This is a genomic window from Sphingomonas trueperi (genome assembly GCF_040545665.1).
GTDB lineage: Bacteria > Pseudomonadota > Alphaproteobacteria > Sphingomonadales > Sphingomonadaceae > Sphingomonas > Sphingomonas trueperi_B.
The window spans coordinates 303,153-324,851 of record NZ_JBEPMH010000003.1 but is presented as its reverse complement, the minus strand read 5'-3'; the positions used below and the strand labels follow the sequence as shown (position 1 = coordinate 324,851).

At 68.1% G+C, this 21,699-nt stretch carries 30 protein-coding genes and 1 pseudogene; 17 read left to right on the top strand and 14 right to left on the bottom strand.

The genetic code is table 11. The annotated features are described in order from the left end of the window. Positions 1-43: 43 nt before the first annotated feature. The 6 genes from ABIC65_RS12320 to ABIC65_RS12300 all read right to left on the bottom strand — a co-directional run bounded on the left by ABIC65_RS12320 (position 44) and on the right by ABIC65_RS12300 (position 4,679). Positions 44-169 carry a hypothetical protein gene (locus ABIC65_RS12320; protein WP_354309059.1) on the bottom strand — a complete coding sequence of 42 codons (126 nt, stop codon included), beginning with the start codon at positions 167-169 and terminating at the stop codon, positions 44-46. A 23-nt stretch (positions 170-192) separates the two neighbouring features. Further along, positions 193-1,860 (bottom strand): asparagine synthase-related protein, encoded by a 1,668-nt coding sequence (locus tag ABIC65_RS12315; protein WP_354309057.1) that lies wholly within the window; start codon positions 1,858-1,860, stop codon positions 193-195. Between the two features lie 110 nt (positions 1,861-1,970). Further along, a complete protein-coding gene (locus tag ABIC65_RS12310; RefSeq protein ID WP_354309056.1) occupies positions 1,971-2,618 on the bottom strand; it encodes a lasso peptide biosynthesis B2 protein in 648 nt (215 codons plus the stop codon). A 53-nt stretch (positions 2,619-2,671) separates the two neighbouring features. Continuing rightward, positions 2,672-2,791, bottom strand: a complete 120-nt coding sequence (locus tag ABIC65_RS22325) for a hypothetical protein (protein ID WP_436286730.1) — start codon at positions 2,789-2,791, stop codon at positions 2,672-2,674. Between the two features lie 281 nt (positions 2,792-3,072). Beyond that, positions 3,073-4,143 carry a FecR family protein gene (locus ABIC65_RS12305; protein WP_354309054.1) on the bottom strand — a complete coding sequence of 357 codons (1,071 nt, stop codon included), beginning with the start codon at positions 4,141-4,143 and terminating at the stop codon, positions 3,073-3,075. Next, complete coding sequence (locus tag ABIC65_RS12300) at positions 4,140-4,679, bottom strand: RNA polymerase sigma factor (protein WP_354309052.1); 540 nt, start codon at positions 4,677-4,679, stop codon at positions 4,140-4,142. Before ABIC65_RS12300 ends, ABIC65_RS12305 begins: the two co-directional genes overlap by 4 nt. Positions 4,680-5,094: 415 nt before the next feature. On the opposite strand from ABIC65_RS12300, the gene ABIC65_RS12295 reads away from it, so the two are divergent. Then, positions 5,095-5,388, top strand: a complete 294-nt coding sequence (locus ABIC65_RS12295; protein WP_354309050.1) for an RNA polymerase sigma factor — start codon at positions 5,095-5,097, stop codon at positions 5,386-5,388. Then, positions 5,388-6,311 carry a HEPN domain-containing protein gene (locus ABIC65_RS12290; RefSeq protein WP_354309048.1) on the top strand — a complete coding sequence of 308 codons (924 nt, stop codon included), beginning with the start codon at positions 5,388-5,390 and terminating at the stop codon, positions 6,309-6,311. Before ABIC65_RS12295 ends, ABIC65_RS12290 begins: the two co-directional genes overlap by 1 nt. Before the next feature lie 29 nt (positions 6,312-6,340). Here ABIC65_RS12290 and ABIC65_RS12285 read toward each other — a convergent pair whose 3' ends face one another. The 3 genes from ABIC65_RS12285 to ABIC65_RS12275 form a co-directional block, all read right to left on the bottom strand. Continuing rightward, entirely contained in the window at positions 6,341-6,943 is a 603-nt protein-coding gene (locus ABIC65_RS12285; protein WP_354309047.1) for a GntR family transcriptional regulator, read from the bottom strand. A 28-nt stretch (positions 6,944-6,971) separates the two neighbouring features. Beyond that, positions 6,972-7,580 (bottom strand): acyl-homoserine-lactone synthase, encoded by a 609-nt coding sequence (locus ABIC65_RS12280; protein ID WP_354309045.1) that lies wholly within the window; start codon positions 7,578-7,580, stop codon positions 6,972-6,974. 77 nt (positions 7,581-7,657) lie between these two features. Next, entirely contained in the window at positions 7,658-8,401 is a 744-nt protein-coding gene (locus tag ABIC65_RS12275) for a helix-turn-helix transcriptional regulator (protein ID WP_354309043.1), read from the bottom strand. Positions 8,402-8,609: 208 nt separating this feature from the next. Between ABIC65_RS12275 and ABIC65_RS12270 the strand changes: the two are divergent. Together ABIC65_RS12270 and ABIC65_RS22320 are read left to right on the top strand one after the other, a co-directional pair. Further along, positions 8,610-8,759: pseudogene (locus tag ABIC65_RS12270) on the top strand (transcriptional regulator domain-containing protein); the annotation flags it as partial. A gap of 4 nt (positions 8,760-8,763) precedes the next feature. Continuing rightward, on the top strand, positions 8,764-9,441 hold the full coding sequence (locus ABIC65_RS22320; protein WP_436286734.1) for a DNA -binding domain-containing protein: 678 nt from the start codon (positions 8,764-8,766) through the stop codon (positions 9,439-9,441). Here ABIC65_RS22320 and ABIC65_RS12260 read toward each other — a convergent pair. Together ABIC65_RS12260 and ABIC65_RS12255 are read right to left on the bottom strand one after the other, a co-directional pair. After that, on the bottom strand, positions 9,438-10,025 hold the full coding sequence (locus tag ABIC65_RS12260; RefSeq protein ID WP_354309041.1) for a zeta toxin family protein: 588 nt from the start codon (positions 10,023-10,025) through the stop codon (positions 9,438-9,440). The genes ABIC65_RS22320 and ABIC65_RS12260 overlap by 4 nt on opposite strands. Continuing rightward, positions 10,022-10,378 (bottom strand): TA system antitoxin ParD family protein, encoded by a 357-nt coding sequence (locus tag ABIC65_RS12255; protein WP_354309039.1) that lies wholly within the window; start codon positions 10,376-10,378, stop codon positions 10,022-10,024. The genes ABIC65_RS12260 and ABIC65_RS12255 overlap by 4 nt, the downstream gene beginning before the upstream one ends. Positions 10,379-10,715: 337 nt before the next feature. On the opposite strand from ABIC65_RS12255, the gene ABIC65_RS12250 reads away from it, so the two are divergent. The 3 genes from ABIC65_RS12250 to ABIC65_RS12240 all read left to right on the top strand — a co-directional run bounded on the left by ABIC65_RS12250 (position 10,716) and on the right by ABIC65_RS12240 (position 13,098). Then, positions 10,716-11,687 carry an ArdC family protein gene (locus tag ABIC65_RS12250; RefSeq protein ID WP_354309038.1) on the top strand — a complete coding sequence of 324 codons (972 nt, stop codon included), beginning with the start codon at positions 10,716-10,718 and terminating at the stop codon, positions 11,685-11,687. After that, positions 11,684-12,112 (top strand): DUF2958 domain-containing protein, encoded by a 429-nt coding sequence (locus ABIC65_RS12245; protein ID WP_354309037.1) that lies wholly within the window; start codon positions 11,684-11,686, stop codon positions 12,110-12,112. Before ABIC65_RS12250 ends, ABIC65_RS12245 begins: the two co-directional genes overlap by 4 nt. A 170-nt stretch (positions 12,113-12,282) precedes the next feature. Next, positions 12,283-13,098 (top strand): ParB/RepB/Spo0J family partition protein, encoded by an 816-nt coding sequence (locus ABIC65_RS12240; RefSeq protein WP_354309036.1) that lies wholly within the window; start codon positions 12,283-12,285, stop codon positions 13,096-13,098. Between the two features lie 173 nt (positions 13,099-13,271). Here the strand turns inward: ABIC65_RS12240 and ABIC65_RS12235 are convergent, their stop codons facing one another. Continuing rightward, positions 13,272-13,553: a hypothetical protein gene (locus tag ABIC65_RS12235; protein WP_354309034.1), complete on the bottom strand. Its 282-nt coding sequence runs from the start codon at positions 13,551-13,553 to the stop codon at positions 13,272-13,274. On the opposite strand from ABIC65_RS12235, the gene ABIC65_RS12230 reads away from it, so the two are divergent. Both ABIC65_RS12230 and ABIC65_RS12225 read left to right on the top strand, forming a co-directional pair. Then, the gene (locus ABIC65_RS12230; protein ID WP_354309032.1) at positions 13,552-13,959 is read left to right on the top strand and encodes a hypothetical protein; all 408 of its coding nucleotides are present in this window, start codon (positions 13,552-13,554) and stop codon (positions 13,957-13,959) included. The two genes, ABIC65_RS12235 and ABIC65_RS12230, sit on opposite strands and share 2 nt — an antisense overlap. A gap of 149 nt (positions 13,960-14,108) precedes the next feature. Continuing rightward, on the top strand, positions 14,109-14,474 hold the full coding sequence (locus tag ABIC65_RS12225) for an NIPSNAP family protein (protein ID WP_354309031.1): 366 nt from the start codon (positions 14,109-14,111) through the stop codon (positions 14,472-14,474). Positions 14,475-14,492: 18 nt separating this feature from the next. Here the strand turns inward: ABIC65_RS12225 and ABIC65_RS12220 are convergent, their stop codons facing one another. Together ABIC65_RS12220 and ABIC65_RS12215 are read right to left on the bottom strand one after the other, a co-directional pair. After that, entirely contained in the window at positions 14,493-14,903 is a 411-nt protein-coding gene (locus ABIC65_RS12220) for an NUDIX hydrolase (protein WP_354309029.1), read from the bottom strand. Positions 14,904-14,907: 4 nt separating this feature from the next. Then, complete coding sequence (locus tag ABIC65_RS12215) at positions 14,908-15,387, bottom strand: YbaK/EbsC family protein (protein WP_354309027.1); 480 nt, start codon at positions 15,385-15,387, stop codon at positions 14,908-14,910. A 331-nt stretch (positions 15,388-15,718) separates the two neighbouring features. On the opposite strand from ABIC65_RS12215, the gene ABIC65_RS12210 reads away from it, so the two are divergent. The 8 genes from ABIC65_RS12210 to ABIC65_RS12175 all read left to right on the top strand — a co-directional run bounded on the left by ABIC65_RS12210 (position 15,719) and on the right by ABIC65_RS12175 (position 21,407). Next, entirely contained in the window at positions 15,719-16,018 is a 300-nt protein-coding gene (locus ABIC65_RS12210; protein WP_354309025.1) for a DUF736 domain-containing protein, read from the top strand. Positions 16,019-16,187: 169 nt separating this feature from the next. After that, positions 16,188-16,427: a helix-turn-helix domain-containing protein gene (locus tag ABIC65_RS12205; protein ID WP_354309023.1), complete on the top strand. Its 240-nt coding sequence runs from the start codon at positions 16,188-16,190 to the stop codon at positions 16,425-16,427. Then, a complete protein-coding gene (locus ABIC65_RS12200) occupies positions 16,414-16,998 on the top strand; it encodes a S26 family signal peptidase (RefSeq protein WP_354309021.1) in 585 nt (194 codons plus the stop codon). Before ABIC65_RS12205 ends, ABIC65_RS12200 begins: the two co-directional genes overlap by 14 nt. Continuing rightward, a complete protein-coding gene (locus ABIC65_RS12195) occupies positions 16,986-17,597 on the top strand; it encodes a lytic transglycosylase domain-containing protein (RefSeq protein WP_354309019.1) in 612 nt (203 codons plus the stop codon). Before ABIC65_RS12200 ends, ABIC65_RS12195 begins: the two co-directional genes overlap by 13 nt. A gap of 221 nt (positions 17,598-17,818) precedes the next feature. Beyond that, a complete protein-coding gene (locus tag ABIC65_RS12190; RefSeq protein ID WP_354309017.1) occupies positions 17,819-18,190 on the top strand; it encodes a hypothetical protein in 372 nt (123 codons plus the stop codon). Between the two features lie 323 nt (positions 18,191-18,513). Next, on the top strand, positions 18,514-20,475 hold the full coding sequence (gene rlxS / locus ABIC65_RS12185) for a relaxase/mobilization nuclease RlxS (RefSeq protein ID WP_354309015.1): 1,962 nt from the start codon (positions 18,514-18,516) through the stop codon (positions 20,473-20,475). A 75-nt stretch (positions 20,476-20,550) separates the two neighbouring features. Then, positions 20,551-20,976, top strand: a complete 426-nt coding sequence (locus tag ABIC65_RS12180) for a CopG family transcriptional regulator (protein ID WP_354309013.1) — start codon at positions 20,551-20,553, stop codon at positions 20,974-20,976. Further along, entirely contained in the window at positions 20,973-21,407 is a 435-nt protein-coding gene (locus ABIC65_RS12175; RefSeq protein ID WP_354309011.1) for a helix-turn-helix domain-containing protein, read from the top strand. The genes ABIC65_RS12180 and ABIC65_RS12175 overlap by 4 nt, the downstream gene beginning before the upstream one ends. Positions 21,408-21,699: the final 292 nt, after the last annotated feature.

Sequence of the window (21,699 nt, the reverse complement as noted above, 5' to 3'; positions counted from 1 at the left end):
GATCTGAGAAGCGGGCGGATGCTCCGGCACCCGCCCGCTTCGGTCAGTCGGCCTGCAGGCCGGGCTGCCAGGTAAGCCCACCCTCACTGTCGGCGAATCCCATCATCGCCCCGAAGGTCACGAGGCTCGCGGTGCCGAGTTCGATCGTCGTGATGTGCTTGGTGTTCATCGTGCTTCTCCAATGTCATTTGTTCAACCAACGGTACTCGCACTGGAGGCGGCGTCGGTGCCGGATGGCCGGGAAGACCGGGCACCAAGCCAGGCCTCGACGTTCGCCAGTTCGAGCAGGCGCACATTTTCCTCTCCGGTGGTCGGCCGTCCGGGCCGGAGCGTTTCCTCGATCGCGCCGGGATCGAGAATGCTGTGGTGGGTGAGTTGCCCGTCGAGCAGCTGGGCGCGCAGCTCCGCGCGTTTGCGCTGGACGATCTCGCCGCAGAATGGGTCTGGCGTGCCCTTGACCCGGCGCTCGATGATCGCGCTGGGGAGTCGATTGGCAAAGGCCGTGCGGGCCATTGCCCGGTCCCGGCCGCTCTCGCGCCAGCGCCAGCTCGGGATAGCGAGGCAGGCTTCCATGATGGGCTGGGAAAGCAGCGGATTGACCACCGGCAGCATCTGGCTGCGATCGGAGTCGAGCGTGAGCTGCGCGCGGACCAGCGCGGCGATGTGTGCCGCTTTGCCCGGTAGCGCCGAGGCGGGGGCGTCGAGCCATGGGTGAGAAAGCGGCGTATCGACGAGGGAGGCGACCAGATCGGGATGCAGGAAGCGCTGGTTCGGCTTCCAGCGATAGCCTCGGGGCTGGCGCGCAAGGCGCATGGCGGCGCGCGTCACACGCAGCGGTCCCGCGCCGGTTTGTCGGCAAATGTCTCGCAGCGTCGCAAATGCGCCTGCGCCGGGGCCCTCGTGGAGGGCCCGGTCGGTCAGCGCGGCAGCTGAATGCGAATAGCCGAAGACATTGTCACCGCCATTGCCGGTGAAGAAGGCGTCGGCGCCGATCTGCCGTGCCAAGGCGCGATGCGCTGCCTCGTAGGGCTGCGCTTCGACACGGCCTGCGGGACGCGGCAGGTGCCCGCCAAGTGGTCGTGACAGGTCGACGGCATCCAGGTCGTAGCGATGCTCGGAGAGCGGCAGGCCAACCGCGTCGCATACCAACTGCGCGAAGGTACGCTCGTCGCCTGCGGCATCGTCGGTGTACAGCGTCAGGCACGCGGCACCGGACCCAGCCTCGCCAAGACAGGCCGCGACGATGGAGGAATCGAGCCCGCCCGACAGGCTCAGCAACGGGCTCCGGTAGAGCGATGCCCAGCCGGCGACGCAGTGTTCGACGACGCGCCGCAGCCGCTCGGCGGTCGCGGCGCTGTCCTCCTCATCGCGAAGGTCGGCGAACGCCCAGGGGGACCAACCGGTGGTCGTCTGCTCGGCCACGCCGTCGAGCATCACGATGTCGCCGGCGCGGAGGTCGCCGATGCCGGCGAGCGCGGTTTCGGGGGTCGGTAGACCCGCCGAGTACAGGACCCTGCCGAGCGCTTCCCAGGCTACCGGATACCTCCGGCCGCTCGCTGCTTCCAGAAGGGCGAGATCCGAAGCGAAGAGCTTCGACCCACTCTGTTCCGCCCGGTAGCAGGGCAGCGCGCCCGAGGGATCGCGAAGGATCTCGGTGCGGCCGCCCCGGGATCGCACCCCCACATAGGCGCCCCACCAGGCGTCGAGCAGCACGGCAATGCCGCTGCGCGATAGGTGCGCCCGCGCTGCCTCGCTTAGGGCTGTCACCGCGCGTGCCGGACCCCGCCTCGGGAACAGGGTCCCGATGACCACCGCCTCCGGATCGACGGTGATACAGGTGCAGGCTTCGTTCGTCAGCACTGCAAAACCATGGGCGCTGTGTGCTACCGCAAGGCCCGTGCGGGCCGCGATCTGCGCGGTTGCCGGAGCCGCGGCGCCAGGACCTGCGACCAGCAGGAGGTAGCGGGCCCTCATCGAACCACCAGGATAGGCGTGTACAGCCGCACTTGCTCGAGATCGCCGACCACGACTGCGTCCCCGGACTGGACCCAGCTATGCGCGGCGAAGGGGTGGAGGCGAACGCCCAGGATGAGCGCTGCCTCCAATCCGCGCTGCCAGCAGAGGCGGGCCGCACCGATCGCACGGGGCAGGCATTGATCGGCCGTCCGCAGGACCATGGCGCTCGTCACGAACGCACCGGCGATGGCCTGCAGTGACGCTTCCTCCGACGATCGAGGTGCCGGCGCGGGGGGTGTCGGTAGCCCTCGCAGGATCTTTGCCAGCGGCCGCCGTTGAAGCCAGTGCTTCGCGCGCAACTGACCGAAAATCGCCTGCACCGAGTTCCATGTGGCCCTGTCCGCACCGGCGTGCGCGAGATCTCGCGCGGCAGCCGGAAACGAGACGGCTTGCGGACGGTGCTTGGGGTCAGCGCAGGCGACGCCGGCGGCGACCAGCGCGGCGTGGGCGTCTCGGTCGATCGCTTCGCCGGCAGCCCAGCGCTGGAAGATCGCACCCAGGGGCTCAGGCAGGCAGAAATAGCGGTCGCCTTCCAGGTCCAGGAAGACCGCCTGGCCTGCACAACGGCACCAGGAGATGTTGGCATGGGAAGCAAGCGACATGTCGGGATCCGTCACCGATAGGGCGCGCGCCCGAAGACGCGCGCCCGGGTCGATCAGTCGTCGCTGAGGCCGACATTCTGCTGCAGGGTCGCCTCGACATCGGCGAAGCCGATCGTGCCGCCCTTGGTGTCGACGCTGGCGACGCCCAGTTCGATGGTCTGTTCGGTGTTCATGGCACTTCTCCAATCATGGGAAATGTCATGGCCATGACCCGATCGAAGGTAGCCGGCCCGCTGGTTATGAGAAGTTTATAATCCGATTATAATTCGAATGTTTGCGCAGGCTTTGCGATAAACCTTTTGGCAACTGGACTGTCCGACCATCGGCAGCGGCCGGGTGGCCACCACTATGTCCAGGCCTCGCGGCTAAAGGTGGTGGCGCATGCCCCCAGGCGCATGCTTTTCCCGCCCGGCTTCGTCGCTCCCTGTGCGGTCTCCGTTCAATCAGGCTCTGTTCAAAGCGCGGCCTGTCTCTGTGCCTCCTTGGTTGCACAGCTTCCGTGCTCTGCCTGCGGCGCTACTACGATCTGGTGTGGGTCGCGCAGGTCGACATCGCTGCACAACAAGGCGCCCAGCCGGCGCGCCAGGAGCAGCGAGTCGTCGACACGGAACCATCCCGATACGCGCCGCGCACCCAGGGACGGCTCTGTGAGGCGGATCGGCCGGCTCGTGGTGCGGTTCGCCAACGCGATGAGTTCCTGGACGGACACCGCTTCGAACGATTGCGGCGTGGCGCTCTGCAAGCCTGCGGCATCTGCGGAGGTTACGCGCGCTGCGGCATGTTCTGGCTCAGTCGGGTACGTGACCTCCTGGCCCGGGGTTAGCCTGCGGGTCTCCGGCGTTGCCTGGGCGGCGCCACGGGGCAGCGCCACATCCACCGCGCCGCGGAGTAGCCGGACCTCGACGGTGCCGGCGCGTGCCAGTGCAACCTCGAAGATCGTGCCGCGGGCGGTCACGCTGCCGCCGCCAGCGAGGACGATGAAGGGCCGGCGTTCGTGCGCGACCTCGAACCGCGCCTTGCCGCGGAGCAGTCGCAGCTGACGCACGCCGGCCGAAACCTCGACCCCGACCACCGTGTCGGCTGCAAGCGTCACCGTCGAGCCGTCGGCTAGCTGGACGGTTTGTGGGGCGGTACTCGTCGACAGCGTTCGACTGTCCGTCGTGACTGCCACCGTGGTTGGCCGATCGGATGGCGGCGCCGAGGACTGATAGGTGATCCAGCCGCCGACGCCGATCGCGCAGGCGGCGATGGTGGTCAGTGCAACGGCAAGGCCCTTGCGCCCTCGCTTCGGTTCGGGCGCGGCGACGGCGAGAGGCGCATCCGGCTCGGAGAGCAGCTTGCCCATCGCGAAGATCTCGGCGGCGCGATTATATGCAGCACGGTGTTCCGGCGCCTCCGCCAGCCAGGCCTCCAGTTCCGCCCGGTGCACGTCGGCGTCCGGGCCGCGCGTCCTGGCAAAGCGGTGCGCGGCCTCGCGGGCCAGCGCCTCGGCGGCACCCTCGGTGGGTTCTTCGGCGTTGGTCATTGTCCCAGCTCCTTGCCGATCCGCACCAGCGCCTCGCCGACATGCCATTCGACGGTGCGGATGCTGATGCCGAGCTGAGTCGCGATGTCCTTGTAGCCGAGACCCTCCACCCGGTGGAGCAGGAACACCTCGCGCGTCCGGGGCGGCAGTGCGTCCACCGCCGCCCGGTAGCGTATGCGCATCTGATCGAGCTGGATCGCATCCTCCTGGGTAGCACGCGTCTCGGGTTCGTTCGCCGCGTCGATCGGTACATGGGGCCTACGGTTCGCGATCCGCCGTGACCGGTCGATCAGCAGGTTGCGCACGATCCGGTTGAGGAATGCCTCAGGCTGGCGCAGCCCATCGCGGGTGCTCGACCCGAGCAGCCGGGCAAAGGCATCCTGCACGACATCATGGGCGTCCTCGCTAGAGCGCAGGCGCGCATCGAGCCAGCGCCGCAGGCGCGGTGCCTGCTCGCGATAGAGCGCGTCGATGCGCAGCTCGGCATGGCCGTCCCCGTGGGGCGCCGCGCCAGGATCCTGCTCCGGTCGCCGCATCGGCGGACCTAGGCGACGTCGCCGCGCAGGGCGCGGGCAGGGGAAGGGGATCGCACGAGAACCCATCTCGTGCCGGGCAGATGCCTCGGGGATACACCCGACCGCGCTGGTCGAATGCGTGTGATGCCTGGCGGTCGAACTCCACAGCGGGCTGCCGGCCTGGACCGCGCTGCGTGTGCAGTCTGCGGTACTTCGCGCGCCTGTGCAACTCTCCCGGCAAGCGACTGATTTTCCTGGCCGCTCGCCGCCCTCGGGGCCGGACGCCGCATGTCGGGCGCGGCGCAGGCGTCCCGCAACCCGGCCAGGGCCGGGTGCTTCGCTGGCGCTACGCCCTGCGGTGCGGGCCGCCGCTGGATCGCGCCCGGGTGCAGCGTCGTCGACCGGCCCCGTCGGGTCGGCGCAGCGGAGCAGGATCATGTCGATGGACCAGCAGGAGAGAATAGCAGCGATACAGCGTGCGGTCGCCGCTTTACCCGAAGCCCAGCGCGCGGTGTTCCAGCTTTGCGCCGTGGAGGGGCTCGCCTATCCAGAGGTCGGCGCGCGGCTCGACATCGGCACCGCCGAGGTCGAACACCTCCTCGGGGAAGCCATCATCGGCATCGACCGGAGCCTTCGCGATGCGCGACATCTGCGCGATCCCGTTGGTTTCGGCGGCAAAGCGCGTCGCGCGCTGTTGCATCGCCTCGCACGCTGGCTAGGGTCCACCTGATGCGCACCGATCTCGATCACCTGCCGGCGGCGAAGCAACGCGAGCTCGAGCGCGTGGTGCAGATCCTGTTCGAGGAATTCGGCGACGCGACCGCCACCGCGACGGTCGACTGGAAGCGGCACGCGCGCATCCTCAAGGTCATCCTCTATGGCAGCTATGCGCGCGGCGGCTGGGTCGATGAGCCGCATACCGCCAAGGGCTACCAGTCCGACTTCGACCTGCTGGTCATCGTCAATCACGACAAGCTGACCGACCGTGTCGAGTTCTGGGCCAATGCCGAGGAACGGCTCAACCGCGAGCTTGCCGTCACCCGGACCCTGCGCACCCCGGTCAATTTCATCGTCCACACGCTGCAGGAAGTGAATGACGGTCTCGCCCATGGCCGCTATTTCTTCATGGACGTCGCCCGCGACGGCATCGCGCTCTACCAGAGCGACAGCACCGGGCTGCACGAGCCCAAGCCCAAGACGCCGCAGCAGGCGTTGGCGATGGCACGCGAGTATTTCGGCGAGTGGTTTCCCGCCGCGGCTGGCCGTCTCGACACGGCACGATATGTGATCAGCCAAGGTCGACTGAGAGAGGCTGCGTTCGATTTACACCAGACCGCCGAGTTCCTGTACCACTGCGTTCTGCTCGTCTGCACCTTCTATACGCCGCACGTACACAATCTCGGCTTCCTGCGCACCCAGGCCGAGCGGATCGATCCGCGCCTCGTCGATGCATGGCCGCGCGACAGCCGTGCCGATCGCGGTCGCTTCGAGAAGCTCAAGGAAGCCTATGTGAAGGCGCGCTATTCCAAGCACTATCGGATCAGCGACGAGGAACTCGCCTGGCTCGGCGAGCGCGTCGAAGTGCTGGGTCGTGCCGTGCAGGTGATCTGCGAGGAGCGGATCGCGGCGTTGGAGCGCAGTGCCGCCGCCTGACGGCTTTGTCGAGCGGGCGCGCAGCCCGCCTATCTTCGGGTGGGACGCATCAGATGCGCGACGGTGGCGGCCACGGTTGCGATCCTGCGGCGATGATAGCGTGTCAGCGCCGCCGTCAGTGCGATCCGGTCGCCGGCAGCGATGATCGATTCCAGGCCCGTGAGTTCGTCGGCGATGGCAGGCAGGGACGCGACCTCCGCCCTTCGCACTATCGCCAGGCGGTCGTTGAGTGACCGGACGCTGGCAACAAGCTCTGCGCTCTCAGTTGCCTGCGCGACGCGGAGGAAGAGCGTGGCGGTGATCTCCTCGATGCTGCCGGAATGCTGGAGGTGGGTGTCGGATGCGGGCTGGACCTTTCGCGCAGCCAGGCCGAGTACCCGCCCATTCCACTGGTAGAGATCGCGCAGCGCTGCTTCGGAGAGCAGCGGCACACGGAAGCCATTATGGTTGGGTGCCTCGACCAGCCGTTCGCCGGTCAGCCGGTGTAGCGCATCGCGCACCGGCGTGATGCTTGCGGCAATCTCGCGGCCGATCACGGCGGGCTCGATCGGGGTGTCGGGCGGCAGCTCGCCGTCGCGCAGCATCCGCTTGATCGCACCATAGACCCGCTCGAACGTGGCACCGGGGCTCATCGGGCCAGTTCCCGTGGCCGGAGCGCGATCATGCTGCCTTCGCCTGGGCGGGTGGGACCTGCGGCTGGATGCCATTGGCCGCGAGCAGTGCCGGGGTGTCAGGCCGGATCTCTATCCGGAGCGCGCCGAGGCGCATGCCGCCGACCGTGCCGATCGGCCCGAGTGCATGCGCTTCCCAGCCAAAGGCGAGGATCTGCTCGCGCCATGCGGGCTCGGCGACGCCGACGTAGCGGGTGATCCCCTGCTCGAGCGCGTAGCGGGCGATGCCGTGGACCAGCACGTCGCGCCACCGGCGCCGCTCGCCTGCGCGAAGGCGCCGGTCGAGGCAGAAGCGGGTGATCTCCCAAGTGCTGGGGCCACTGGGCGGCGGCACGTCGCACAGATCGGCGAACAGGTTGCCGAGCAAATGCGGGCGCTCGGTCGGCAGCAGTCGGGCCGACGCCAGATGCCGCCCCTCGCCGTCGGTGAGGATCAGGTAGCGGGCATGGATATCGTCGAACTGGTCGACCTCATAGCGGCCGGCGAGGACCGGCAGGTCCCAGCCGAGCAGGTCGACGAATACCCGCTTCCGCGCTTCGAACATCGCGCGCATCACCGCATCGCCTGCGGTGGCGCCATCGCCCTGGATGAACTGCATGATCGGCTTCCCTCGCTGTGGAAGCCCGATCCTCCGTCCCGATCTGGACGGTCGCTATTCCCCAGACCTGGGGAGTTTCAACGCCGCAGCGCGTCGGTGAAGCTCAGCGCTCCATCGAAGATCGCGTGGATCGCGAGCTGGGTCCGGTTGCCCACCCCGTAGCGGCCGCGCGCTTCCTTCAGGTGCTGGATCGCCGTTTCATGACTGATGCCCAGGATCTTCGCAATCGCCCAGTCGGACTTGCCCTGCGCTGCCCAATAGAGGCAGTCGCGCTGGCGGTCGCTGAGCCGCGGCCGGTCCGCCTGCGCCCGCCGCATGCCGACGAGCCGCCTCGCACTCTCGAACGCCGTGGTTCCGACAAACTGGAGGAGCGGCAGCCATTCGGGCCGGGGACTGTTGCCCCAGCTCACCGCGAACGTGCAGGAGCCGGCGGCCTCGCCGGGCACATGCGCCGGAATGGTGATCCCGTCGATCAACCCGATCCCGCGCGACCTAGCGAGGAAATCCTCGTCGCGGTTGGTCAGTGCCAGCAGCCGCGGCAGCATCGACCAGCAGAAGCCGGTACTGGTGAGGTGGCTGGCGCGGTGCACGGGGTCCGAGGGGCCGAAGCGCTCGGCATCATAATAGGCTTCCCAGTCGCGGGGATAGTTATGCAGCCGGAGCGCAGGCTGCGGCGCCCGCGGCATGTCGACATGGTGCGACAGGGCAAAATACTGGAAGCCCATCTCGCGCGTGATCGCGTGGAGGAGGTTGTTCAGTTCATTGAGGGTCGTGGCCGCCAGGGCGGCCTGGCCGAAATGCTGCGCGGTTGCGATGACCATGGGGCGTACCCACCCGATGCCGGACGCGCCCCAGGCCGCTGCGCCGAGGTGATTGCCAAGCCGGCACCGCGCCCACCGCTTTTCCGTCGGCATCGCGACCCGATCGAAGTGCAATCGATACTAGCTTTTGGTGCACTGCGCAAATTATCTTGGGGGAAGTGGCCTGCAAGCCATTTGACAGGCTCGGTATTTGTCCTGCGTACCAGCCATGGGGCCGGCGGCTGACCCGCGACCCGACTGGCGCGACGACGCGCCGTACCGCGCGCTGGCCGGCATCGATCGCGCCGGTCTCGCCTGGGAGTGGTTGCGCCGCGATCCCGGCTATACGGCATTGGCTGCTCGGCTGGGGCGCCTTGGTGCAGTTGCGGAAGAGCCTCTGGTGCCGGAGGCGGACGCCCGGGCTTTCGGACTCTGCTTTTGCCGAGGACCCAGGGCGGCCGGCGCCCGAGGCGCGCCTGCTCTGGCATGCGGACCTCGATCCCTTCGTGCTCGAAGTCCACGTCTCGCCGACCGCGGCTACGGACCCCGACGGCATCGACCTCGCCCGCCTGCTTCGCTGGGCCACCATCGTCCGGGGCGGCGACCGCGAGCATGTCGCCCTGTCGGACGGATGGCACCGGATCCGGCTGGACGTGGTCGGCGGATCGCTGGTCGAGGAAGGACCTGCGCGACTCGACTATCTTCTCTCAGGCATGACCAAGGTCGATGCCCATGTCCTGACCCTGCGGCGCATGCTGGAGCTGTGGCGCACCGGGCGCTTCTCCCCGAGACTCCACCCGCCCGAACCGGGGATCGAGCGGAGGATCGAGGCGCTGCGCGTCGGCGATGCGGTGGCGGCGGGTGCCACCTATCGTGAGATGGCGTCGGCGCTCTACGGCGAGGATCTGGTCCGCGAGGAATGGAAGGGCCGGTCCGACTTCCTGCTGTCGCGCGTCCGTCGGCGCGCCGACGAGGCGGCGCGGATGGCTGCCGGCGGCTGGCGCTCGCTGCTCCGCACAGGTTCGGCCCCGCGGGACGATCGGGTTGCTGGCGCGCGCTAGAGTTCGAGATCCGCCGCGTACACCGCGCGGACCCAGGCGGGCAAATGGGGAAGGGCGAACACCAGCCGTCCGTTCGCGAAGGTCAGGCAGTGTTGGGGCGGCCGGTTGAGCGTCGAATTGTCGAACACCATCGCGCGATCGGACCGGAGCGCGGCATCCCGGATCAGCGGCGCGCCGCGGACATAGCGCGCGCGGATCTTGTCGTCGGGGACGACATGGCCGCCTTCCTCGACCCGCGCGCCGACACGCGCCACCGAGAGTTCGGGCGTCTCGACCCCGACATGCATCAGCACCACGGTGAAGCCGCGCGCCTTCGCCTCGTCGATCAGGTCGAGCTTCGAAGGGTGCGAGAAGACCGTCTCGGTCACGAAGTCGCGGGCTCGGGCGAGATGGTCGGTACGCCGCGCCGTCGCGATCCGCGCGGCTTCATAGGACGCTGCGGGCGAGGGATCGCGCAGTTCGTCGCGCTGGATCAGGTCGGCGTTGATGAACGGACCCGCGAAGCTCGGGGCGACGCGCGTGGCATACAGTGTCGACTTGCCGGCGCCGTTCGGTCCGGCAAGCACGATCATCGTCGGCTTCATGCCTTGCGGCCGGCCTTCTCGCGCACGAGGTTGCCGCCCTCATCGAGCCCGACGCCCAACCCGAGCTGGCGTCGCTGGGCGAAGAACGCCTCTTCCTCGGGGCTCGCCTGGCCCATCTTCTCGACGAAGCCGTCGAGCCAGACATCCTTTTCCTCGTCGGTGAGCGCCGTCGTCTCGATCTCGCCGGCAAGCGCCGCGGTGATGCGGGCATGGTCGAAATTGCCCGAATTCTCGATCGCGCGCCCGATCCGGACCCAATGGGCGATCTGCCCGGCCAGCGACCGGCTCTGCAATTCAGACTCGCGGCGCACGATCTTCATCAGGTCGTCGCCAAGCTTGATCGACTGCGCCATCCAGTACCTCCAGGCTCATAGGTAGCAATTTGCTACCTTGGCTTCAAGCGGTCGGTGCACGCCGCTGGCGGCGCACTGCGGCGATGCCTGTGGACGCCGCGCTCCCCGCGCGGCGGCTTGTCCGTGCCTCTCCCGGCGCGGCGGGGGGAGGCGGCGCGCCCGGCTAGGCCCGGCGTGGCCGCCGGCAACCCCTCCGCTTGCGCTCCGGGGTGCTCCGCTCCGCTCCGCCCTTCGGTGCCCCCGGCCCCTGGCGCCGGGCCTTTGGGTCGCTGCTGCCGCCCACCCCCCGCCTTTTGCGGGGAGGCATGGTGCCTTTTGGGGCGGCGAGGAGGAACCGATGCGCCAAGCCACCCGCCGACCTGCCCGCTCGCGCGGCGCCTGCGAGGATCGCCAGCCTGCGACCCGAGCCAATCTCTATGACGAGGTGACCGCGCGGATCGTCGCCGAACTCGAAGCCGGGCGACTGCCCTGGGTCCAGCCATGGGGCAGGACCGGCGGGATCGGGCCCGGCCTGCCGCGCAATGCGCTGACCGGCCGCAGCTATTCCGGCGTCAATGTCCTGATCCTCTGGGGTGCGGTCATCGAGCAGGGCTGGCCTTCCCAGTCCTGGCTGACCTTCCGGCAGGCGCTGGAGGCAGGCGGCTGCGTCCGCAAGGGCGAGCGCGGCCAGTGCGTCGTCTATGCCGATCGCTTCACCCCCGAGGCCGAGCGCGCGCGTGCCGCCCGCGACGGCGACGATGCCAGGGCAGTGCCGTTCCTCAAGCACTTCACCGTCTTCAACGTCGCCCAGTGCGAGGGCCTCCGCGCAGGGTTCGCCTGCGACCCTGCGCCCTTGCCCGAGCGCGAGATCGTGCCCGTCGCCGAGGAGGTGATCGCCGCCTCTGGCGTCGAGTTCCGCGTCGGCGGGGATCGCGCCTTCTACGTGCCGTCGCATGATTTCGTGCAGGTGCCGCCGCAGCCTGCCTTCTTCGAACAGGTCAACTATTACCGCACCTGCCTGCACGAACTCACCCATGCCACCGGTCATGCCAAACGGCTGGGCCGCGACCTGACCAACGCCTTCGGCAGCAAGGACTATGCCCGCGAGGAACTGGTCGCCGAGATGGGATCGGCGTTCCTCTGCGCCGCCCTGGGTATCGTGCCGACCGTGCGGCATGCCGACTATATCGGTAGCTGGCTGGAGGTGCTGCGCGAGGACCATCGCGCGATCTTCCGGGCGGCGAGCGCCGCCAGCAAGGCCGCCGACTGGCTGCTCGCCCGCCACCGCGAGGCCGAGGTCACCCGCGAAGCGGGGAGGGCGGCGGCATGATCCTCCTCACCCCCGACCTTCGCGCGGCCCTGCGCGCCAACGATATCGCCCGCCGGACTGCCCGACGCGAGGGACTGCCGGAGCCCGACCCGGTGCCGCTCGTCAAGCTGTTCAACCCGCTGGGTGCTGCGACCTGGCTGGCGACCGAACTCGACGAAGACGGCGACACGCTGTTCGGCCTTGCCGACCTCGGCTTCGGCTGCCCGGAGCTTGGCTGTTTCAGCCTCTCCGAGATCGCCGCGATCCGGCTTCCCTTCGGCCTCCGCATCGAGCGCGACCTCGGCTTCGAAGGCCTGGCCCCGCTTTCCGACTGGGCCGGGTGGGCGCGGCGCGCCGGGTCGATCATCTGGTCCGAAACGCTGCTCCGCCACGCCGTGCGCGGTAGGCAAGCGCCGGACCCCGAGCTTCCGCCGAATGGCGGTTGAAGCGCCGGCGGCGCGCTTCGCCGCCATCCCCGACAGCCCGGTCCGCCACACTGGAACGAACGGCGGAGTGGCGCTCGCAAGGAGCACGACCATGACCCTCCTATTCATCGACCAGGACAAGCTGTTCGTCAGTAAGACCAACATGCGCTACAGCAAGAAGGCCCCCCGACGTGGCCGACCTGCTGCCCACCGTCCGCAAGCGGGGCATCATCCAGACCCTGCTCGTGCGCCCCGCCGCCGAGGCCGGGCAGTTCGAGATCGTCGCGGGTGCGCGGCGCTTCCACGCTGCCCGGATCGTCGCCGCCGAAACCGGCGAGCCCGAGCCTTTACCCTACCGCATCCTCGCCGATACCGACGATGCCGCCGCCATCGAAGCCTCGATGATCGAGAACCTGTCCCGCCTCGACGCCGACGAAGTGACGCAGTGGGAAACCTTCACCCGGCTGGTCCGCCAGGGCCGCGACGTGGCCGACATCGCCGCCACCTTCGGGCTGCCCGACCTCACCGTTGCGCGGGTGCTCGCGCTCGGTAACCTGCTACCGCGCATCCGCCAGCTCTATGCCGCCGGGAAGATCGACCGCACCACGATCCGCCACCTGACGCTCGCCAGCAAGCACCAGCAGCGTAGCTGGCTGGCGCTGTTCGACGACCCCGAGGGCATGCCCCGACCGGTCACCAGCTCAAGGCATGGCTGTTCGGCGGCCAGTCGATTCCAGCCCGCTTCGCGCTGTTCGACCTCGACAATTTCGGCGGTGCGATCGTCGCCGACCTGTTCGGCGAGGACCGCTATTTCGCCGATCCCGATGCCTTCTGGGCGGCGCAGAATGTTGCGATCGAGGCGCGCCGCACAGCCTATCTGGAACAGGGCTGGAGCGATGTCGTGGTCGTGCCGCCTGCGGAGCATTTCCATGGCTGGGAGTATGAGAAGACGCCCAAGCGCAAGGGTGGCCGGATCTATGTCGATGTCCGGGCGAGCGGCGAGGTGATATTCCACGAGGGCTATCTGTCCGCCAGGGAAGCGCGCCGCCGCGCGCGGGGCGACATGGCCGAACCGGACAGGGCGCCCCGTCCGGAAGTGACATCGACCCTGCAGACCTATCTCGACCTGCATCGCCATGCCGCCGTTCGCGCCGAGTTGCTCGGCCACCCCGGCGTTGCGCTACGGCTGATGGTCGCCCATGCCATTAGCGGTTCGCACCTCTGGCGGGTGTCGGCCGAACCGCAGGCGACGCGCAACGACGCGGTCCGCGAGAGCGTCGAGACGTGCCCCGCCGAGGCGCTGTTCGAGGAGCGCCGATGCGCCGTGCTGGCCGTGCTCGGCCTTGCACCGGACGAGCCGACGGTAACCTGCGGCAATGGTCATGACGACGTCACCCCGCTGTTCCTGCGGCTGGTCGACCTGCCCGACACGGTCGTGCTGGAAATCCCTGACCATCGTCATGGGCGAGACGCTGGCGAGCGGCAGCGCCGTCGTTGCGACGTTAGGCATGCATCTCGACGTCGACATGGCCGACTGGTGGGAGGCGGACACCGTCTTTTTCGACCTGATCCGCGATCGGGGAGTCCTCCTCCGGATCGTCGCCGAGGTGGCGGGCGAGACGGTTGCCGCCGCCAACGCGGCCGAGAAGACCAACGTGCTCAAGCGCATCGTCCGCGACCACCTGGACGGGGCCGAGGGGCGCCGAAAGGTCGAGCGTTGGGTCCCGAGATGGCTGGGCTTTCCGGCGTCCGCCTATACCGACCGAGGCGGGAACGACGCCGTTGGTGCGCGTGATCCGGCCGAGTCCGCGCAGGCCCCCGAGCCGGACCCCGACACCGCGGCTGCACCGCTGCAGCAGGCGGCGTGATCGGATGCGGGCGGGCCTCGGTCCGCCCGCAGCGGACCCTGAAATTTCGGCCGCGTGACGTCGCCCGAGGGCGCGCCACGCGGCGATTTTTGCCTCGTGGGCCGTCTGGTGCCAATGCTTCAGTAGGGCTTCTGGGAGGAACAGGGCGCATGCAAACCACCGCGATCGTCTGCGAAGTGCGGTATCGGCTCGACCCCGAACGGCTCGCCGAATTCGAGGACTATGGTCGCGCCTGGGTGCGCCTGATCGAGCGGTTCGGCGGGACCCATTACGGCTTCTTCCTCCCACGCGCCGCGCCCAGCGACACGACGATCAGCTTCCCGGGCAAGGGGCGGCAGGGTGAGGGCGACATTGCCGTCGCGCTGTTCGGCTTTCCCGACGACGCGGCCTATCGCCGCTATCGCACCGAGCTGCCGCAAGATCCCGAAGCCGCTAAGGTCATTGCGCGCTTCGCCGAACCGCCCTTCGAAAGCTATGAGCGCCTCTTCCTGACGCCGCTGTCGGGCGCATTGTAGGCGCGGAGCGCAAGGCGATCAGAGCGTCTCCGCCAAGGGCAGTACGACATCCCGCGTCAGCGGCGCGAGCGGCATATTGGCGGCCTCCGCGATAGCGATCCAGATCGCCTCCGCGATCTCCGCCTGCACCACCGGCGCGTGCCGGACGCGGAGATGGAAGAGTTCCACCTCGACGATCGTGTCGGGCTCGTTGGCGGCCGGCGCCGAAAATCGGCCGAGATAGCGCGCATCCCGGGCGCGCAATGCCAGCCCGATTTCCTCGGCCAGCTCGCGCCGGAGCGCGGCCAGCGCGCTTTCCTGTCCCTCGATCTTGCCGCCCGCCTGCATGAACCACGGCGACCCCGCCTTCCGCACGAGCAGCAGCCGTCCGTCGCCGTCGTCGATCAGGGCGGCGGCGATGCGAATCTTGCCGGACGCTGCGTCTGCCATGCGCTCAGCCGACCGTCGGTTCGGGAAGGGTGCAGACATCGATCCACGCGGCGCCGACGAGCGCCGCCAGCCGGTCCGGCGACAGCGCGACTGACGTGTTGCGCGATCCCGCCGCCGGATAGACGACCGCGAACGCCTTGAGGCTCTGATCGCAGTAGATCGGGAGCGCTGCCGGCAATCCGAACGGGCAGACGCCGCCGATGGGATGGCTGGTCACCGCCAGCGTTTCCGCAGCATCCAGCATCCGCGGTCGTCCCCCGAGCGTTGCCTTGGTCTTGCGATTTCCGAGTCGCGTGTCGCCGCGTGTCACCAGCAGCGCGATCTGGTCCCCCACGCGAAGCGCGAGCGTCTTGGCAATCTGGCCGGGAACGACATCCAGCGCGATCGCGGCCTCGGCGACGGTCGCCGTGCTCTGCTCGACCGTGATGACGGCCAGGTCGGGCGCCCGCAGCGCGAGATCGGCGAGAACGGATTCATGGCTCATCGAGCGTAGCGATAGCCCAGCAATTCGCGATGCCCAATGCGCAGTGTCGCTGGGCAGTTCTTCTGATAGTCGGTGGCCTTCCGATTCCGGTCGCCGCCGCCCCTATGGCCTCTCTTGCTGGCAGGTCTGGCGCTGTGCGGCCGGTGCCGCGCAACGGCGTCGCCGGCTTTCTTCCCCGCCCTGGCGGGCTCCTCGCGGACCAAGAAAGCCGGCTTTGGCCGTCCTTCGCTGGCGCTGCGGCCTTCCGGTGCGCGTCGTCCGCCCATCGCCTGGTCGCCTGCCATCGAGGCCGCATGGGGCGGCATCGAGACACGCATCAGGAGACGTCACCATGGCACAGATCGGCAGCTTCACCCGCGGCGAAAACGGCATCTACACCGGCGAGATCCGCACCCTCACGCTCCGCGTCAAGGCGAGCATCCGCCCCGTCGAACGCGAACACGACAAGGCCCCCGACCACCGCGTCAATGCCGGCGGCGTCGAATTCGGCGCAGGCTGGACCAAGGCAGCACGCGAGACCGGCGCTGAATATCTGAGCCTCAAGCTCGACGATCCGTCCTTCCCCGCGCCGATATACGCGACCCTGACCCAGGGCGAGGATGGCGAGCACAAGCTCATCTGGTCGCGCTGACATCGACCGCCCCTCGCGCCAAAGCGCGGGGGGCTTCGATCCTTGCGGGGCAGGGGGGTGTCGAACCGATGCAGGTCGATTCCGACACTCCGCAGCCTGGCTCCCACCGGCCATCCCATGCGCGAGCGACGGCAGTCCCGCCGCCGGCTCGATGCGACGGGAGTGGCGGATGGACATCGACGACGACATCACGCGCGCGAACCGCGCCAAGCGCGGCTCGCCCTACCTCAACACCGACCAGGCGGCGGCCTATCTCAAGATTTCGACCCGGCTGCTCAAGCAACTGCGGCGCGACGGCAAGGGCCCGACCTTTCGCCGACACAGCCAGCTGATCCAATATCATATCGACGACCTGGGGGCCTGGTCGGACGCCCAGTCGGTGCGCGGCGACGGCCATGGCGCGGCGTGAGAAATCGCCCGGCAAGCTGCCGCTGCTCGTCTGGGGCGACCGGCGCGCCGCGCCCGGTGATGCGCCGCGCCCCCTGGGTCGGCGGGCCGCCGCGATCGGGCTCGGCACCGGCCTGCTGGTACTGACGATTGCCGTCCCCCCGAGCCCGCGGCTGGTTTGGAACGCGAGCGCCAGCGCACCGATCGGGCTCTACGCGGTAGACCCCAGGGCCTCGGTCCAGGCCGGTGACATGGTCGTCGCGCGGTTGCCCGAGCGTTGGCGGGTGCTCGCCGCCCGGCGCCGCTATCTGCCTGCCAACGTGCCGCTGGTGAAGCAGGTCGCAGCAGTCGCGGGTGACCAGGTCTGCGCCGTGGGTGCCCATGTCCGGGTCAATGGCAGGCGCGTTGCCGAACGCCGCAGCGCCGACGGCGCCGGGCGTCCCTTGCCCTGGTGGCATGGCTGCATCCGGCTGCGGCAGGGCCAATTCTTCCTGCTGATGCCGGGCAGCCCGGCATCGTTCGACGGCCGCTATTTTGGCCCGACCGAGGGCGCGCAGGTGATCGGGAAGGCGATATTGCTATGGCGGCGATGAGGTCCATGGCTGCCGCGGCGCTGCTGGTCCTTGCCATGCCCGCGCAAGCAGATGCGGTCGAGCGATGGCGCCCGTTGATTGCGGAAGCATCGGCCCGGTTCGGTATCCCGGCGCCCTGGATCGAGCGGGTGATTCGGGCCGAAAGTGGTGGCCGAACGACGCTTGGGGGGCGCCCGATCCGCAGCCGGGCCGGCGCCATCGGGCTCATGCAGCTGATGCCTGCCACCTGGGCGGAGATGCGCGCGCGGCTGGCCCTGGGCAACAACCCCGACGATCCCCGCGACAACATCCTGGCAGGTGCCCTCTACCTGCGGCTGATGTATGATCGCTTCGGCTATCCCGACTTGTTCGGCGCCTATCATGCCGGGCCGGGCACCTATTCCGCGTACCTGACGGGCAGGCGATCGCTGCCCCGCGAAACCCTCGTCTATCTGGCGGCGGTCACCGGCCATGCGGTGCTGGCGCGTTCGCCGAGCCGGCAAGCCTCCCCGCGAATTGGACTGTTCGTGGTGAGAAAGGAGGGCACCGTCCCTCCTTTTCCGTTGCGGAAGGACATGGCCCCGAGCCTGCTTTTTGCAGTCCGGAAGGTCATCCCATGACCGAGAGCGTGGGAGGGGCTCGTCTCGAAAGTCCGAGCATAACGGGTGGCGAAGCGGCTCTCAAGGCCCGCGGGTACCCCCCAATTTTCTGCGAAAATCGGTTCCCCCCACGTCCGCTTCGCGGCGCTTCCGCTGGCGCTCCAGCGGCCCTGACAGCCACTCCGCCACCCGTCTTCGAGGCGATGTTCTCGATCAGGAGAACAGAAGCGAAGGAGACGGTCATGGCGATGGTGCAATCGGTTTCGGCAGCGTTGGGCGCTGCGCAGGATCGCGTGATGGCGGCGCTGGTTGCGGGGCTGGCGCAGGAGTTCGGCCACGATGCCGGCGAGGCACTGGCGCATCGGTTCCTGGGCGCCGAGGAGGCCGAGTTTCTCTGGGAAGCTCGCGACCAGGAGCGCTGGATCGGGGCGTATCAAGGCACGGACAGCGAGGCTGATGTCGAACTGGACCGGGTCCGGATCGTCGGGCGGCTGGCGGGTCGCTGGTACGTCGCGGTGATGATCGTCGATGGCGACGGACACCCGCACGGGCTGCTGGGCAAGCGCAGCTTCGGACACCGACATGCGGCGATGGCGGCGTTCGCGGATGCCTGAGCGCCTGGCCAATCCATGCCGGGATGCGGTGCGACATCGGCATCGTGTCCCGGCTTTTTTGTCGCGCCGCGATGGGGGCCGGAGGACGACGTTGGATAGGCTGATTAAGAGGGCAAGTTAAAAGCGGCGCCTCCACGAGGCCCCGGGAATGGCGTCTGCACGTCGTTTTCGATGGAGGCATGCCCATGGCGATGCCTCCATCGGGAAGGCGCCACTGCCGAAACACCAGCATCTCTGCGACTCTTCGGTGCGCTCGAATGGAGGCCCTTGAAGGGCTGCGCTGGCGCACCCTCATCTGGCGCTTTCCAGCATGGGATGACGTCATGGCCGAGGATTCATTCGAGCTATGGTTGGGGCGGGTCGGCGCGGATCGACCTTTCGCGCACCAGCTTCGCAAGGCGACCAATCTGGCGGGCGGTGCGGCACGGTCTTCGGCGGCGCGCGCCCGGCATTTCGATGGCAGCAGGATCGGGCGCGGTTCGGGCGTTGGCAGGGTGCTCGGGGCGTCCGATCGTTTCGCCGGAATTCGCGCGCGCCGGGTCGTCGTGAAGGCGCGCTTCGTGAAGCTGGCGGGGAAGGGGGCGAAGGGCGCTGCCGCGCACCTGCGCTATCTCCAGCGCGACGGCACCACGCGCGAGGGTGAACGCGGCACGCTCTATGCTGCTGATCACGATGTCGCCGACGGCAAGGCGTTCCTCGAACGCGGCAACGTTGACCGACACCAGTTTCGCTTCATCGTCGCACCCGAAGACGGCGCGCAGTACGAAGATCTGAAGCCGCTGGTGCGGCGCTGGATGACACAGGTCGAGCAGGACCTCGGCACGAAGCTCGACTGGGTGGCGGTCGATCATTTCAACACCGGTCATCCGCATGCCCATGTGCTGGTGCGTGGGGTCGACGATCGCGGCCAGGACCTGATCATCGCCCGCGAATATATCAGCCGCGGGCTCGCCGCGCGGGCAGTCGAGCTGGTCAATCTCGACCTCGGACCGCGCACTGACCGCGAGATTTTCGAGGGGCGTCAGCGCGAGGTCGGCCAGGAGCGGTTCACCAGCATTGATCGCCGCCTGCTCGCCGCGCGCGAGGCCGACGGGCTGGTGTCGTCCTGGCATGGCGATAGCGTTGAGCAGGGGCTGCGCGCCGCGCGCCTCGGCACGCTGGTGCGAATGGGGCTGGCGACCGACGAGGGGAAAGGGCGCTATCGGCTCACCGACGATCTGGAACCCATGCTGCGGGCGATGGGCCGCCGAGGCGACATCATCGCGACGATGCACGCGCAACTGAAGGAACGCGCGCCCGAGGTGCATCCGCAGCACTATGCGATCTACGACCCGGCCGAGGGCAAGCCGCTGGTCGGTCGCATCCTTGCGACCGGACTGGCCGACGAGCATCGCGACCGTCATTACCTGATCGTGGCTGCGATCGACGGGCGCAGCCACTATGTCGAGCTGGGCAATCGGTCGCTCTCGGAAGCGGGCGATCAACCGCAAGTCGTGCGGGTGACGCCGGTCATCGCCGGCATCCGCGACGTCGATCGAACTGTTGCCGAGGTCGCTGCCGCCAACAACGGCAACTACAGCGCCGACGGGCATCTCCGCCATGACGCCAGTGCCAGCCAGCGCTTCGCCGAAGCCCATGTTCGGCGGCTGGAAGCGATGCGGCGGGGAGGGGGCGAGGTCGAGCGCATGCCCGATGGCAGCTGGAAGATTGACGCCAACCATCTCGACAAGGTGCTGGCCTTCGAGCGAAGGGCGGCTGCGGCACGGCCCGTTGAGATCGAAACGCTGGCCGAGCGCCCGGTGCTGGAACTGGTCCGCCACAACGGCGTGACCTGGCTCGACGAGCAGCATGTCGCGAAGGAGCCGGAAATGTTGGGCGGCGGGTTCGGGGCACAGGTGCGGCAGGCATTGGCGCTTCGCCGCCAGTGGATGATCGAAGAAGACCTTGCCTGGCGCGACGGCGATACCGTCCGCTTCCGCGCCAATTTGCTGACCGAGCTCCGCCGTCGCGAACTGCGGCAGGTGGCGGACCAACTCTCGAAGGAGCTGCGTCTTGGCTATGCCGAGCATCGTGGCGGCGCGATCAAGGGCATTTATCGAAAGGCGGTGCAGGTGGGCTCGGCCAAATATGCCGTGATCGAAAAGTCGCGGGAATTCACGCTCGTTCCCTGGCGGCCCGTGCTGGAGAAGCAGATCGGCCGAACCGTTTCCGGCATCGATCGCGGCGGTGCGATCAGCTGGACATTCGGGCGCCGACGGTCGGGTCCGGAGATCGGCGGGTTCTGAGATGCCCCGAAGAGGTACGGCGATTCACCAGCGAGGACCTGTAACGGAAGCGGGAACAGGCGGATTCTGCACGACATGCAGACACGCAAGACCCGCCATCAATTCTACCTTCCCGACGAGCTGTCGGCGAAGCTCGACGCGATGGCCGCGCAGCCGGGATCGTCGAAGACCGCGATCCTGACCGACGCGCTGATCGCCTGGTTCGATCGCCGTGCCGGCCATGAACTCGACCAGCGCTTCGGCGCGCGGCTCGACCGCCAGAACCGCGCCGCTGACCGGATGGAGCAGAAGCTCGACTATCTGACCGAAGCCCTTGGACTGTTCGTCCGCCACCAGCTCACCCTTACGGCGCATCAGCCGGCCTTTGATACCGAGACGCAGCGTCTCGGTCGGCTTCGCTACGACGCCTTCGTAGAGCTCGTCGGTCGCGCAATCGCCCGGGGGGACACGAACAACCGCATTGCCAACCGTCAATCCCCAGGAATGGGGAGGGACAGATGAAGGAGCGCGCCATGCGTCCTGCGCTGAGCAAGCCGAATGCCGACCTGTCGCCCATAACGCTGCGGGTTGCAGACGCCTGTCGTATCACTGGCATCGGTCGGTCGAAATTCTACGAGCTGATCAAGGCTGGTGAGATCGGGGTGATCAAGGTGGGCGCAATCACGCTCGTGCCGATGACCAGCATCGACGCGCTACTTCAGCGTGGCCGCCCGACTGCGGGCGACTGCACCCGGCCACCTTTAGCGGACGTGATGCACCCGTTTCTGGCCAACGCCATTTTGACAGCGAGCATTGCCTCGACCCCTGAGGCGGTTCGGCGCGACCTTTCGTCGGCGGACGAGGGGAGGCGGGGGAAAGCTGAAGACGGCATTGTAGAGCGTATGATTTTGGCGCTTTATGATCGAGACGACCAGCCCGTCGTGGTTCGTTGAACCCGCCTTATTTCGTTTTGCCGTGTCAGCTTTGGCTCGGGTCCCGGCTTTGGAGCAACCTAAATGTGCCTGCGTGATAGACTGAATTTGGGACATTTCTGCCGTTCGCCAAGGCATTAGGGAACGGCGGGTTTAGGTTAAAGCAGCCTTTTGGAGGTCTGCGGCAGTTGTCTCCGCAGGAGTGAGTTGGGTCAATGAACATCCATGGCCATTTTCCATCGGCGAGCCATACGGGTGGGCAAACAGACGCCACCGTCCTGCCCATTCATATGAAGGCAGTCCGCTGGCATTG

Coding starts and splice junctions, on each gene's coding strand:
- ABIC65_RS12295 (WP_354309050.1), top strand. CDS start 5,095: ATGTCGATGGACCAGCAGGAGAGAATAGCAGCGATACAGCGTGCGGTC.
- ABIC65_RS12190 (WP_354309017.1), top strand. CDS start 17,819: ATGGCGATGGTGCAATCGGTTTCGGCAGCGTTGGGCGCTGCGCAGGAT.
- ABIC65_RS12195 (WP_354309019.1), top strand. CDS start 16,986: ATGGCGGCGATGAGGTCCATGGCTGCCGCGGCGCTGCTGGTCCTTGCC.
- ABIC65_RS12280 (WP_354309045.1), bottom strand. CDS start 7,580: ATGCAGTTCATCCAGGGCGATGGCGCCACCGCAGGCGATGCGGTGATG.
- ABIC65_RS12225 (WP_354309031.1), top strand. CDS start 14,109: ATGCAAACCACCGCGATCGTCTGCGAAGTGCGGTATCGGCTCGACCCC.
- ABIC65_RS12245 (WP_354309037.1), top strand. CDS start 11,684: ATGATCCTCCTCACCCCCGACCTTCGCGCGGCCCTGCGCGCCAACGAT.
- ABIC65_RS12310 (WP_354309056.1), bottom strand. CDS start 2,618: ATGTCGCTTGCTTCCCATGCCAACATCTCCTGGTGCCGTTGTGCAGGC.
- ABIC65_RS12220 (WP_354309029.1), bottom strand. CDS start 14,903: ATGGCAGACGCAGCGTCCGGCAAGATTCGCATCGCCGCCGCCCTGATC.
- ABIC65_RS12305 (WP_354309054.1), bottom strand. CDS start 4,143: ATGACCAACGCCGAAGAACCCACCGAGGGTGCCGCCGAGGCGCTGGCC.
- ABIC65_RS12300 (WP_354309052.1), bottom strand. CDS start 4,679: ATGCGGCGACCGGAGCAGGATCCTGGCGCGGCGCCCCACGGGGACGGC.
- ABIC65_RS12180 (WP_354309013.1), top strand. CDS start 20,551: ATGCAGACACGCAAGACCCGCCATCAATTCTACCTTCCCGACGAGCTG.
- ABIC65_RS12210 (WP_354309025.1), top strand. CDS start 15,719: ATGGCACAGATCGGCAGCTTCACCCGCGGCGAAAACGGCATCTACACC.
- ABIC65_RS12290 (WP_354309048.1), top strand. CDS start 5,388: ATGCGCACCGATCTCGATCACCTGCCGGCGGCGAAGCAACGCGAGCTC.
- ABIC65_RS12260 (WP_354309041.1), bottom strand. CDS start 10,025: ATGAAGCCGACGATGATCGTGCTTGCCGGACCGAACGGCGCCGGCAAG.
- ABIC65_RS22325 (WP_436286730.1), bottom strand. CDS start 2,791: ATGAACACCGAACAGACCATCGAACTGGGCGTCGCCAGCGTCGACACC.
- ABIC65_RS12175 (WP_354309011.1), top strand. CDS start 20,973: ATGAAGGAGCGCGCCATGCGTCCTGCGCTGAGCAAGCCGAATGCCGAC.
- ABIC65_RS12255 (WP_354309039.1), bottom strand. CDS start 10,378: ATGGCGCAGTCGATCAAGCTTGGCGACGACCTGATGAAGATCGTGCGC.
- ABIC65_RS12200 (WP_354309021.1), top strand. CDS start 16,414: ATGGCGCGGCGTGAGAAATCGCCCGGCAAGCTGCCGCTGCTCGTCTGG.
- ABIC65_RS12250 (WP_354309038.1), top strand. CDS start 10,716: ATGCGCCAAGCCACCCGCCGACCTGCCCGCTCGCGCGGCGCCTGCGAG.
- ABIC65_RS12285 (WP_354309047.1), bottom strand. CDS start 6,943: ATGAGCCCCGGTGCCACGTTCGAGCGGGTCTATGGTGCGATCAAGCGG.
- rlxS (WP_354309015.1), top strand. CDS start 18,514: ATGGCCGAGGATTCATTCGAGCTATGGTTGGGGCGGGTCGGCGCGGAT.
- ABIC65_RS12230 (WP_354309032.1), top strand. CDS start 13,552: ATGGGCGAGACGCTGGCGAGCGGCAGCGCCGTCGTTGCGACGTTAGGC.
- ABIC65_RS12320 (WP_354309059.1), bottom strand. CDS start 169: ATGAACACCAAGCACATCACGACGATCGAACTCGGCACCGCGAGCCTC.
- ABIC65_RS12215 (WP_354309027.1), bottom strand. CDS start 15,387: ATGAGCCATGAATCCGTTCTCGCCGATCTCGCGCTGCGGGCGCCCGAC.
- ABIC65_RS12275 (WP_354309043.1), bottom strand. CDS start 8,401: ATGGTCATCGCAACCGCGCAGCATTTCGGCCAGGCCGCCCTGGCGGCC.
- ABIC65_RS12235 (WP_354309034.1), bottom strand. CDS start 13,553: ATGACGATGGTCAGGGATTTCCAGCACGACCGTGTCGGGCAGGTCGAC.
- ABIC65_RS12205 (WP_354309023.1), top strand. CDS start 16,188: ATGGACATCGACGACGACATCACGCGCGCGAACCGCGCCAAGCGCGGC.